This window comes from Hymenobacter negativus, assembly GCF_016056375.1.
Taxonomy (GTDB): Bacteria; Bacteroidota; Bacteroidia; order Cytophagales; family Hymenobacteraceae; genus Hymenobacter; species Hymenobacter negativus_A.
Genome location: NZ_JAEDAE010000002.1, coordinates 370,093 through 381,890, shown reverse-complemented (window position 1 = coordinate 381,890; position 11,798 = coordinate 370,093). Strand labels below are relative to the sequence as shown.

The 11,798-nt window shown below is 60.2% G+C and carries 12 protein-coding genes; 2 read left to right on the top strand and 10 right to left on the bottom strand.

Annotation, left to right across the window (positions count from 1 at the left end; genetic code table 11):
• Window positions 1-48: 48 nt before the first annotated feature.
• Window positions 49-1,077, bottom strand: a complete 1,029-nt coding sequence (locus tag I7X13_RS06530; RefSeq protein WP_198074837.1) for a hypothetical protein — start codon at window positions 1,075-1,077, stop codon at window positions 49-51.
• A gap of 370 nt (window positions 1,078-1,447) precedes the next feature.
• On the opposite strand from I7X13_RS06530, the gene I7X13_RS06525 reads away from it, so the two are divergent.
• A complete protein-coding gene (locus I7X13_RS06525; protein ID WP_198074836.1) occupies window positions 1,448-2,386 on the top strand; it encodes a D-2-hydroxyacid dehydrogenase in 939 nt (312 codons plus the stop codon).
• A gap of 50 nt (window positions 2,387-2,436) precedes the next feature.
• On the opposite strand, the gene I7X13_RS06520 is transcribed toward I7X13_RS06525, so the two are convergent.
• On the bottom strand, window positions 2,437-3,381 hold the full coding sequence (locus I7X13_RS06520; RefSeq protein WP_198074835.1) for a pectinesterase family protein: 945 nt from the start codon (window positions 3,379-3,381) through the stop codon (window positions 2,437-2,439).
• A gap of 94 nt (window positions 3,382-3,475) precedes the next feature.
• A complete protein-coding gene (locus I7X13_RS06515) occupies window positions 3,476-4,426 on the bottom strand; it encodes a pectinesterase family protein (protein ID WP_198066854.1) in 951 nt (316 codons plus the stop codon).
• 163 nt (window positions 4,427-4,589) lie between these two features.
• Here I7X13_RS06515 and I7X13_RS06510 point away from each other — a divergent pair, with 163 nt between their 5' ends.
• Window positions 4,590-5,507 carry a carboxypeptidase-like regulatory domain-containing protein gene (locus I7X13_RS06510; RefSeq protein ID WP_198074834.1) on the top strand — a complete coding sequence of 306 codons (918 nt, stop codon included), beginning with the start codon at window positions 4,590-4,592 and terminating at the stop codon, window positions 5,505-5,507.
• A gap of 64 nt (window positions 5,508-5,571) precedes the next feature.
• On the opposite strand, the gene I7X13_RS06505 is transcribed toward I7X13_RS06510, so the two are convergent.
• The 7 genes from I7X13_RS06505 to I7X13_RS06475 form a co-directional block, all read right to left on the bottom strand.
• Window positions 5,572-6,402 (bottom strand): enoyl-ACP reductase FabI, encoded by an 831-nt coding sequence (locus I7X13_RS06505; RefSeq protein ID WP_198066856.1) that lies wholly within the window; start codon window positions 6,400-6,402, stop codon window positions 5,572-5,574.
• A 113-nt stretch (window positions 6,403-6,515) separates the two neighbouring features.
• Complete coding sequence (gene recN / locus I7X13_RS06500) at window positions 6,516-8,186, bottom strand: DNA repair protein RecN (protein ID WP_198066857.1); 1,671 nt, start codon at window positions 8,184-8,186, stop codon at window positions 6,516-6,518.
• Window positions 8,187-8,275: 89 nt separating this feature from the next.
• Complete coding sequence (gene porD, locus I7X13_RS06495) at window positions 8,276-9,199, bottom strand: type IX secretion system protein PorD (RefSeq protein ID WP_198074833.1); 924 nt, start codon at window positions 9,197-9,199, stop codon at window positions 8,276-8,278.
• The gene (locus I7X13_RS21895; protein ID WP_198074832.1) at window positions 9,196-9,846 is read right to left on the bottom strand and encodes a phosphopantothenoylcysteine decarboxylase domain-containing protein; all 651 of its coding nucleotides are present in this window, start codon (window positions 9,844-9,846) and stop codon (window positions 9,196-9,198) included. Before I7X13_RS21895 ends, porD begins: the two co-directional genes overlap by 4 nt.
• A gap of 72 nt (window positions 9,847-9,918) precedes the next feature.
• Entirely contained in the window at window positions 9,919-10,494 is a 576-nt protein-coding gene (locus I7X13_RS21890; RefSeq protein WP_198074831.1) for a flavoprotein, read from the bottom strand.
• An 86-nt stretch (window positions 10,495-10,580) separates the two neighbouring features.
• A complete protein-coding gene (locus tag I7X13_RS06480) occupies window positions 10,581-10,928 on the bottom strand; it encodes a DNA-directed RNA polymerase subunit omega (protein WP_198066859.1) in 348 nt (115 codons plus the stop codon).
• A gap of 19 nt (window positions 10,929-10,947) precedes the next feature.
• Entirely contained in the window at window positions 10,948-11,778 is an 831-nt protein-coding gene (locus I7X13_RS06475) for an outer membrane protein assembly factor BamD (RefSeq protein WP_198074830.1), read from the bottom strand.
• Between the last annotated feature and the right edge of the window lie 20 nt (window positions 11,779-11,798).

Genomic DNA, 11,798 nt, shown 5'->3' with positions numbered 1-11,798 from the left:
TCCTTGAAAACAACAAAGCCCGGCCGCATTGGCCGGGCTTTGTTGTTTTCAGCTGCGGGTGCGGGGCTTGGGTTTGGCTTTGGGCGCGGGCTGGTCGGCAAATGCCTCGGGGCGAGCAGCCCGAATCTGCTCGGCCGCGATGCGCTGTAAGGCCACGGCCTCGGCCGGGCTGATGCCGAGGGCAGCGGCGGCCTGCTCGGTTCCGCCCAGGGCACGGGGGTCGTGGCCCGTAATTTCGCCAAACAGCACGCAGGCGGTGAGGTAGGCCCCCCAGTTGCTGGGGTGGTAATGGTCTTCGGCCCAGAGGTCGATTTTGCCGGGCTCGGGCGCGTAAGGGTTGCGCTGGGCCACGCCGGTCTGCACGGCGCGCAGCCAGGCATCGCCGGCCGGCGCAATGCTTTTGAAGCCCGAATTCCGGGCCAGCAAATCGTAATAGGAGGCGTGCAGCTCCTGGGCCATCGAGTCGATGGGCAGGCCGGTAAAGGGCTTGTCGGACTGGTATGTGAGGTCGGCGCGGGGCCAGGTCTGGAAGAGGAACACGCTGGCAGCGGGGTTGGCCGCGTGCACGGCGCGTTCCAGCCGGGTAGCGTAGTCGCGGAACAGCTCGGGGTGGCCGCCGTGGCGCGGGGGCAGCGCCCACTGGCTATGCTCCTGTAGCACCACTGTGTGCCAGCGCGGCTGCTGAATGATGGGCAGCGCATGCTCGTAGTGGTATTGCAGCGGCCGGGCGTTGATTTCCTCGAAGTGCACTTCGTAGCTCAGGCCGGCTTCTTCGGTGAACTGCTGGAAGATGCCGGGGATGCCGCCCCACACCACGGGCTCGCCGGTGGTGGTTTCGCAGCGCGGGTCGGTGGCGGGCAGGCCGTAGTTTTCGTCCGTTACGTGAGCGGCGTTGTAGGCCAGCACGGGCTGGTACTTGCCGTGAAAAAAGCTGTTGCCGACGAACAGAATAGTTTTGACGGGCGGGGCTGCCGCCGGAGTGCGGGCGGGCCGCCCCTGCGCCCCGGCGGGACTGGGCAGGCCCGGCAGCAGGCCCACCACGGCCACTACCAGCAGTGTACGTAGCGTTTGAATCACAGAATGAAGTAAGTAGCAAGGGCTATTGCGCGGTCCGCCCCGTGAGGTTGGCCACCGCAATTACCCCGAGAAGCGGGAATTTGGGGGCGCAAGAAACGGCTTTTTTAGCACACTGCCAGCCTTACAACCATTCATCAGAGCGGTTTCGGAGTCAGTGGATGTAGGGGCGTACCCGGTAGGGCCTGCCCTTACATCCAACTATCCCAGTTACCTCACGGCCGCTACTTCGTGGCCCGGACGCGCCCTTAACTGCCTTCATTCGGACCATTTCTTCATAAAAAATACGCCTCCCGGTCAGCAATTTTGTTCGTCGTTCCGTTTCAGGCATTCACGCTTGCCAATTACCTGCGGCCATACCGGCTGCTCCTTCATGCATCTTTTCGTTTATTCGCCCCTTAGCGCCTCGGCCCGCTCCTACCTTCAGCAGCAGCTTCCGCCCGACGTAGAAGTCACTTTCAGCCACGATTTAGCCCCCGAAGACCAATTCCCGGCCTTTCAGGAGGCGGAGGTGTTGCTCGGCAACCCGCCGCCCGCCTGGCTGACGGCCGGCCCTTCGCCCCGGCTGCGCTTCTGGCAGATTGATTCGGCCGGCTTCGAGCGCTACCGCCACCTGCACCTAACCCTGCCCGTGGCCAATATGGGCGATTTTTTTGCCTGGCCCTGCGCCGAAACCATGGTAGGCGGCCTGCTGGCGCTCTACCGCCACCTGGGCGAGCTGGCGGTGCTGCAGGCCGAGAAAAAGTGGGTGGGCGGAGCATATGTGCGCAACCGCGCCGGCCTGCTGCGCGGCAAGCGCGTGGTGGTGCTGGGCGCGGGGGCCATCGCGCTGGCCGTGCGCCAGCAGCTCAGCGGCTTCGAATGCCCCGTGCAATTGCTGGCCCGCACCCACCCCGAAGCTCAGCTCCATTCCAAGGAAGAACTGAAAGCGGTGCTGCCCGAAACCGATATCGTGATAAACACGCTCCCAGGCAGTGCCGAAGGCTTTTTCTCGGCCGATTTGGTATCAGCCATGCGCCCGGGCAGCATCTACGCCAGCGTGGGCCGCGGCAATACCACCGACGAGCCCGCCCTCATTCGCCTGCTGCAGGCCGGCTATCTCGGCGGGGCCGTGCTCGACGTGACGGCCATCGAGCCCCTGCCCGCCGACAGCCCCCTCTGGACCCTGCCCAACGTGCTGCTCACCCAGCACACCGGCGGCGGCCAGCATCACGAAGACGAAAGCAAAGTCGACGTTCTGCTGCGCAACCTGGAAAACCTGCGTAGCGGCCAGCCGCTGGAGAATCTGGTGGATTTGAGTCGGGGATATTAGCTGTCATTGCGAGTGGAGCGAAGCGGAACGCGGCAATGACAGGCGGCTCACTACCGCCCCGGCACCCACGGCACCTCCGCCGCGAAAATCGCCTTCAGCGTGTAGGCCTTCGCCTCCTTCGGCGTGAGCTGGTACGCCCAGGCCACGCGCCCGGCCGGATTAGCGCCCGGACCGGTGGAGCGGTATTCGGCGAAATACGCCGTCTTTTCATTGGCCGGATTCTTCCAGTTGTCCCAGCCGGCGGGCGCGATGTGGCCGCCCATTTCGGTGTTCAAATAAACCACTTTGGCATTGGGCCGCCAGGGCCGGCCGAGGTGCACTTTTTTCGCCAGGGCGGTATCGGCGGTGAGCTTGCAGTTCAGAAACACGAAGCCGAAGGGTTGCTGCTCCGGCGTGGAAGCGGCCGTGATGAAGGAGTTTTTCTTGCTCTTGATGACGCAGTGGTCGAACACGGCCGTGCTGGCTCCGAAGATAAAATCTGTCGTGCCTTCGAGGTAGCAGTCCTGGAAATACTGGCGGGTATGGCCGGCGGCCAGGAACAGGATGTCCTGATTACCTACCACGCGGCAGTGGCGGAACGTGGCGCGGTCGCCTTCCACGTGCAGGGCCACGGCCTGACCGGCAGTGTAGCCGGCGTTGTTTTCGAAAGTGAGGTTCTCGGCGGCAAAATCGTTGGCCTGCACCAGCACCGAGTGCGAGGAATAGGTGTCGTGCCCGCCCGCGTCGCCGGTGTGGTCGTTGAAGGTGAGAACGGTGGTTTCGGGATTTTCGCCCACCAGTTTAATATGCGTCTTGAGCGTATTCACCACCAGCTTTTCGCGGTAGATACCAGGCTTGATGCGGATGGTCACCGTGGCTTGCGACTGATTGGGCACGGCATCTACGGCGGTCTGCACGGTGCGGTAGGTGCCAGTGCCATCCTGGGCCACGATGATGGAATTCGTCTGAGCAAAAGCTGGAGTGGCGGCCAGCAACACGAGAAGCAGGAGTTTCATAAGTGTAGGGTGCGGGGCTTGCCCCCGCCCGTCATTGAACAGAATTGTTGTTCGGCGCGCACGGCGGGCGGGGACAAGCCCCGCACCCTACACGTTAATTCGCCAGCGGCTGCCAGCCGTGCAGCACGTTGTCGCGGGTATAAGCCTTCGCTTCCGCATCCGTGAGCTGGTGCGACCACGGCGCACGCTTAGCCGGCGCGGCACCGGGCCCGCTCGATTTGTACTCGGCGTAATAGGCCGTTTTCTTGTTCGATTCCTTGTCCCACGGGTCCCAGCCTTCGGGCCGAATCATCGCGCCCAGCTCGCAGTTCAGGTACACGGTTTTGGCATAGGGCCGCCAGGGCCGGCCCAGCCCAAAGCTGCCCGCCGGCGCATCGCCGGTTATGCGGCAATGGCTAAACACGTAGCCAAACCGCGCCGTGTCGGGCGTGCTGCCGGCCGTGACGAACCCGCCGCGCTTGCAGAAAATCTCGCAGTCCTCGAACCACGCCGTGCTGGAGCCGAAGATAAAATCGACCGTGCCTTCGATGTAGCAGTTCTTGTAGAACTGCCGGCTGCCGCGCCCATACGTGTAGAGCGTGTCCTGAAAGCCCAGAAACCGGCAGTTCACAAACGCCGCTTTGTCGCCATCAACCCACACCGCCACCGCCTGCCCCACCGGCCCCGACGAATTCTGAAACGTTAGGTTCTCGGCCGAAAAATCCGTCCCGTAGATGTAGCAACTCGCCGAGCCCGACGTGCCTTTGTCTTCGCCAAAGATGTTCTTCTTCTGGTTGTAGTCGTCGTAGGTTAGAATGGTCAGGTCCCGGTCCTCGCCAATGAGCTTCACCAGTTGCTTGGAACCGGCCAGCACCAGCTTTTCCTTGTAAGTGCCCTTTTTGATGAAAATGGTGGTGACCTTTTTCCGGAAATCGGGCACTGCATCGAAGGCCGCCTGCACAGTGCGGAACCGCCCGCTGCCATCCTGCGCCACCACGAAATCGTAGCCCCAGGCCCGGCCCAGCCCGCCGAAACTCAAGAGCACCAGCAGCAATAGATTCTTCATGGGTCAGTGCTAAGTATGCCACAAACGTAGCGGCTGGCCGGGCCGAAAGCACGGAATTTCTGCGCAATCGTTGCCGGCCATGTAACGGCATTTCTCATCTCTACATGTGCAATCAGGCCACTGCGGGCATCGGAAAGGCACTGCTATAATTCAATTGGCATTTATGCGACTACTCTTGCTTCTCTGCTCCTGCCTGTGGTCTTCCCTTGCCTTCAGCCAAACCACCATTTCCGGCCGGGTGCTGGACGCGAAATCTGGTGATGGGCTACCCGGCGTCACCGTGCTGCAAACGGCCACTACCAACGGGACATCTTCCGACGCCCGGGGCTATTTCTCCTTCACCGTTCCTGCACAATCCGACAGCGTGGCGCTCACGGTTTCATCCATTGGCTACGCAACGCGGCGCTTCCGCGTAGCGGCCGGTAATGCCCCCGTCACTGTCCGGCTGGCAGTCGACCTCAAGCCTGCGCCCGTTTGCTACTTTGCCCCGGCCTGGCTGCAACTGTCCTTGCTTAGCGGGGTGCGCTATGCTCCAGTTGGGGCCAGGGTGTTGCTGGACGGTTCCGCCTATGCTCGCGTGCCGCTCACGGCCACTGCCAGCTACCAAACGGATTTTGCCCGCAACCACGCCCTGCACCTAGGCCTGGGCCTGCCATCCATTCGGCGTTTCCGCGCCCCTAGCCTCACCGAAAACCTGGATTACCAACAACTGCGCGCACCCGCCGCCAACACGGCATTCGACAGCTACACCGCCGACCTGGGTGTCTACATCGGCTACCTCGGTGGCGTTCGGCTCCCCACCTTCGTTCTGGGCACCGGCTATGCACGCTGGCGCCAAACCGATGCCGATATTTCGTCCGCAAGCACGGGCTATGGCTACACGCTTGGGCTGCGGTTCAGTGCATTTCCGGCGCCATTCAACGTGTATGCATCAGCCAAAGCCACTCATTGGCCAACTTACTGGCAGTGGCAAGGAAGCCTCTCGCACGGCCTGCCCCGCAACTTCCAGGCCGGCGTCGCACTGAATAAGGTGCGCAATTACACCGAATTGTCTCTACTGTTTACTCGTTATTTCTACTAAACCAACCACAAAAAAGCCCGGCCGGTTGGCGCGGGCTTTTTTGGCAAGAAACTAAGCCGAAGAATTACTCCTGCATGCCCGACACCTTCGTCAGCACGTCCACCATCTCGGCCGAGATGCCGGTGGTGCTGAAACCGCCGTCGTGCATCAGATTCTGCATGGTCACGTAGCGCGTGAGGTCCGAAAACAGCGAGATGCAGTAGTCGGCGCAGGCTTCGGCCGGGGCGTTGCCCAGCGGCGACATCATATCAGCGAAGTTGTAGAAGGCATCGAAACCGGTGATGCCGGTGCCAGCTGTGGTTTTGGTGGGCGACTGCGACACGGTGTTCACGCGCACCTTTTTCAGCTTGCCGAAACGCTGGCCGTAGCTGCGGGCAATGCTTTCGAGCATGGCCTTGGCCTGGGTCATGTCGGTGTAGTCGAGGAAGGCGCGCTGGGCCGCGATGTAGCTCAGGGCCACAATGCTGCCCCACTCGTTCATGGCGTCCAGCTTCTCGGCCACGGCCATCATCTTATGGAACGACAGCGCCGACACGTCGATGGTCTGGTTAAAGAATTTGTAGTCCAGCTCGCCGTAGTGCTTCTTTTTGCGGATGTTGGCGCTCATACCAATGCTGTGCAGCACGAAGTCAATCTTGCCGCCCAGCTTATCCTGCGCCCCCGAAAACAGCGCCTCCAGTTCCTCCGTCGAAGTTGCGTCGGCCGGGATGATGGGCGCGTTGCACTCCTCGCTCAGCTTGTTGATTTCGCCCATTCGCATGGCCAGCGGCGCGTTGGTGAGCACGAAGCGCGCCCCTTCGGCGTGCGCCCGCTGGGCCACTTTCCAGGCAATGGACTGGTCATTAAGAGCGCCGGAAATGATGCCGACTTTGCCGGCGAGGAGGTTATTAGCCATGTTTTTTAGGGTATGAGGGTATGGGGGTAGGAGGGTACGAGGGGCCACAGGCCGCCAAACCCGGCGCAAGTTAGCTATTCCTTCCTACCCTCCTACCCCCACACCCTCCTACCCTACCCCACCGTTTCTCCCCGCAGCGCCAGCAGCTCGCGGGCGCTCTGGAAGGCATTTTCGCTGGGCTTGGCGCCCGCAATCATGTGCGCGATTTCCTTGATGCGGTCGTCCTGGTTCAGCTCGCGGATGCGGCTCACGGTGCGGTCGGCGCGGTCTTCCTTGTACACGAAGTAGTGCACGTCGCCGGCCGCCGCCATCTGCGGCAGATGCGAAATGGCCACGAGCTGGTGCTTCTGGGCCATCTGCTGCATCATGCGGCCTACTTTCACCGCGATTTCGCCCGAAATACCAGTATCGATTTCGTCGAATACAATGGTGGGCAAAGCCGTCTTATCGGCCAGCATGTACTTGATGCACAGCATCAGGCGCGAGAACTCACCGCCCGAAGCCGCCTTGCTCAGCGTCTGAGGCTGCGCGCCCTTGTTGGCCGTAAAGAGGATGCTCACCACGTCGATGCCGCTGGTGGCCGGCGCGCCGGTGCTGTGCTGCACCACAATGCGGGCATTGGGCATGCCCAAATCGGCCAGCAGCAGCCCCAGTTGCTTCTCAAACTGCGGAAACGACTTGCGCCGGCTTTCCGACAGCTTGTTGCCCTGCTTGGTCACAGCGGCCAGCGCCGCGTCCGAATCCTTGCGCAAGCGGGCAATTTCCTTGTCCAGATTTAGCACCGAGCTCACTTTCTGGCGCAGCTCGTCGCGCACGGCTATTAGCGCGGGCAGGTCGCGGGCCTGGTGCTTGCGCTGCAGAGTGTAGAGCACGTTGAGGCGGTCCTGCAGCTCCTCGGCGCGGGCGGGGTCGCCCTCGGTGCGGCGCTCGGCCGTTTCTACCTCGTCGGCAATGTCGTGCAGCTCAATTAGGCAACTATTCAGGCGCTCACGCAGGTCCTTGAAGTTGTCGGCGTAGCTCGACACCTGGCCCAGCAGGCCCACGGCCTCCTTTAGGTTGCCGGTGGCGCATGTTTCGCTGTCGCGTAGGCCGTGTAACGCTTGGCTCAGCTTGTATTTGATTTCCTCGGCGTGTTCCAGTTGCTTCACCTCCTGCTCCAGCGCGTCTTGGTCCTCCGTGTCCAGCTTCGCCTCTTCCAGCTCATTCAGCAGAAAGCTATTATAATCCAGCTCTTTACTGGCCTGCGCTGCCTGGCTTTCCAGCGCATTCAGGTCAGTTTCGAGCTTGCGATATTGGCGGAAAGCGTGGCTGTACATGGTGCGCTGCGGCACCAGTCCGGCGTACAAATCCAGCAAATTCAACTGAAAAACGCCGTCGCCCAGCAGCAGCGTGTCGTGCTGCGAGTGAATATCCATCAGATTAGCGCCGATTTTCCGCAGTGCTTCCAGCGTCACCGGCGTGTCATTCACAAAAGCCCGCGACTTGCCATTCGGGCTGATTTCGCGCCGCAAAATGCAGTGCGTATCGTAGTCCAAATCCTCGGCCTCGAAAATATCCTGAAGCTGATAATTGGCAATGTCAAATTGCCCTTCAATTACACATTTGCGCTCGGTATCGAACAGCATGCGCGAATCGGCCCGGTTGCCCAGCAACAGGCCAATAGCGCCCAGCATAATGGACTTTCCGGCCCCGGTTTCGCCCGTAATAATATTCAGCAGCGGCGACGGACGCAATTCTAATTGCTCAATCAGCGCGTAATTATTAATTCGTAAATCGACTAACATTATAATTAATTATGAGTGTTGAATTATGAATTATGAATTAGAAAATCACCCAAGCGGCAACTCATAATTCATAATTAATAACTCATAATTTACTTAAGTACCGTTTGATATTTGGCCGAATTCGTCGGGTCTACTTCCGTGAGCATGGTCACAAGCTGCTGCTTCTGCTGCTGGTCCTGACTGGTGCGGAAGATGTTGGCAATTTCATCCGACTTCGCATCGAAAAAGGCCCGGGCAAATAAGGTTCCGGGGCGCGTGAGGGCGGCTTTCTGCACGCCTGTCAATGCAGCCATTACCGAGGTGCGGGCTTCTTCGGGCTTTTCGATGAAGATGTCCATGCCCTGGCGGTAATAGCTGTACAACCCCGTGCGGAAGGCTTCGAGCTGCGGGTCGGTCAGGTTGTCGAGGATAAAGTGACGCTCGCGTGAGCCGCTGCCGCGCCAGCCCTCATCGGTTTCGTTGGTCTGCGTCTGGTTGGCCGAGTAGTTGACCACGTTGCGGGCCAGCTCGTAGTACGGCGTGCCGCCCAGCCGGGCATACGTGTCGCGGTCAATGCCGATGACGAGGTAGGCATAATACCCCAGCAGCGACGACAGGTTGGAAACGAAGCTGTTGGGCGAAAAATCCAGCGGGTTTTGCGGCGAATAATTGAAGTTGAAGCTGCGGTCCACGATGCTCACCACGTTGGTTTCGTAGCCGGTGCCGTACACCGGGCGTGTCGAAATCAGGCGCATGGTGGTGTTGTAGGTGCCATTTTGCGGGATGGCCGTGATGCCGACAAAAATCTTCAGCCGAATTCGTTCCTCGGGGCGGTAGGTTTGGGTGGTCCACGCCCGGTTGTTGAGGAAGGTGCGGATGTCGTTCTGCATCTGCGTGACGATGGTGGGGTCCGAAATCGTCACGTTTTCGGTCGATACGCGCACTTCGGCCGACAGTTCCTGGGCACGGGCAGCGGGGCCGGCCAGCAGTAGCAGGGCAAATACGGGCAGCACCGCGAGGAATTTTCGCATCATGAGGAAGGGGCCAGAGGGGCCAGAATCAGGCTAACCAGTCCGCGGGCCACGTCGGCTTTGGACTGCAACTCAAAATTAACGATTTGGCCGGCGGCATCCAGCACGGTCACCTTGTTGGTGTCGTGGCCGAAACCCGCGCCCGCGTCGCGCAGGGAATTGAGCACGATGAGGTCGAAGTTTTTTCGGCGCAGCTTGTCCTGGGCGTGGGCCAGCTCGTTCGTAGTCTCCAACGCAAAACCGACGGCAAATTGTTCAGCCCGCTTGCGCTGGCCGAGCGTGGCAGCAATGTCCACGTTTTTCACCAGCTCCAGCGTCAGCTTTTCGCCTGATTTCTTGATTTTATCGACGGCCACGTGGGCCGGTCGGTAGTCGGCCACAGCCGCCGCGAACACCCACACGTCGGCCTTATCCGCTACTTCAGACGCCGCGGCAAACATTTCTGCCGCCGTTTCCACCCGCACCGTGCGGATGCGCGGGTTGGCGGGGTCCGGCAGCTGGCTGGGGCCGCTCACCAGCGTCACGTCGGCACCATGCGCGGCAAAGGCTTCGGCCAGCGCATAGCCCATTTTGCCCGTTGAGCGGTTGCCGAGGAAGCGGACGGGGTCGAGCGGTTCGTAGGTGGGGCCGGCCGTGAGGAGAACGTGCATCAACTATCTAATGTGGATTGAGGGAAAACGAACCCAAAGAACGTAATGCTAAGCGTAGTCGAAGCATTACGCTTATTCGGACGCAATGCCACCAAAGTAGCGCTCCATTTCCGCCACAATGTCTTCCGGCTCCAGCATGCGGCCCTGGCCGCTGAGGCCGCTGGCTAATTCACCGCTGGGCGAGTCAAAAACGTGGTTGCCGAAGGAGCGCAGCCGCGCCAGGTTCTGCGTCACGGCCGGATGGGCAAACATGTCCAAATCCATTGCGGGGGCCAGAAACACCGGGCAGCGAGCCGACAGATACACGGCACACAGCAAATTGGGGCACAGGCCATTGGCTAGCTGTCCGATGGTGTTGGCGCTGGCGGGCGCAATTAGCAGCGCATCAGCCCAGAGGCCCAGCTCGACGTGGTTGTGCCATTCGCCGGCCGCCGCATCACGCAAAAAGCCCGTCAGGACGGGCTTTTTGGAGAGGGTGCCCAGCGTGAGGGGCGTCACGAAAGCCGTGGCGGCTTCGGTGAGAATGACCTGCACTTCGGCGCCGGCCTTGATGAGCAGGCGCGTGAGCGGGGCGGCTTTATAGGCGGCAATGCTACCGCTGACACCCAGCAGGATGCGCCGACCAGCCAGGGAAGAATTAGTTGTCATTCCGAACGCAGTGAGGAATCTGAATTTTAGCAAACTTAGGCAGCTTCCATCCTCAGTTTCCTCGCTGCGCTCGGAATGACCATTCTTTAGAACAGCTCGCGGGGCACCGGCACCTCTTCGGGTGCGGGCGTGGAATAGTAGATTTTGCCTTGCAGGAACTCCTCGATGGCCAAGCTGGTGGGCTTGGGCATGCGCTCGTACTGCTTGGAAACTTCGATTTGCTCGCGGTTTTCGAACACTTCTTCCAGGTTATCAACCGTGGAAGCGAACTCGGCGAGGCGGTCGTTCAGCTCTTCTTTCAGCTTCACCGACAGTTGGTTGGCGCGCTTCGAAATCACGGCAATGGCCTCGTACACGTTGCCGTTTTCGCCGGTGATGTCGGCCACGTTGCGCGTGATGATGGAGCTCGACGGGGTGTTGGGATTGGGTTTCATGGGCTGATTTAGTGACTAATTAATTGGCGGCGGCCGTGGGTATGGCCTTCAGGCGAACAATCTCGGCCTGGCTGAAATCGTACATATCCTGCGCGGCTTTCAGGCTCTTGCTCTTCGGGTAAGTATCCAGAAACTGTTGGTAAAAGTTTACCGCGTCCAGATAACGCTCCCGCTGCTTCGATTCGATGCTTTCCTTGGCCCAGGCATATTGGGCGCTCAGGCGCAGAAAAGAGGCCTGCTCGGCATAAGCCGAGGCCGGGTAGTTCAGTTGAAAATTGGTGAGGGCCACCACGGCGGCCTGGTTGTAGCGCAGCTGATAGTAGAGGCGGGCGCTTTCAAACGCCTTGTTTTCCAGCTTGCGCTGGAGCTCCTGCGACATGTTCTCGGTCTCGGCCTTGAACTTGCTTTCGGGGTAGCGGTTCAGGAAATCCTGAATGGATTCGAGGGCCGATATGGTGTTGGTCTGGTCGAGCTCGTAGCTCGGCGAGTCAAGAAACAATGACTTGGCGTGCAAATACGCGGCCTCCTCGGCGTACTCCGAGTTGGGGTACGTGTCGGTGAACGACTTGAAATAAAACGCACTCAGCACGTAGTTGCGCTGCTTGTAATTGGTATTGGCGAAGTAGAACTGGGCTTTTTCAGCCTCGGGGCGGCCTTTCAGCAGCGGAATGAGGTCTTCGAGCAGCGTGCCGGCCCGGAAGAAGTCGCCTTTGTCGTAGTACTTGACGGCGGCTTCGTACTTTTTATTGACGTCGGTGCTTTTCAGCAGGCGTTGGTAGCCACTGGCGCAGGAGCCCAGAATGAGCGTACTAACGAGCAGAAACAGAACCGTGAGGCGGGAAATCGGCATAAGGGGTGCAAAGGTAACGA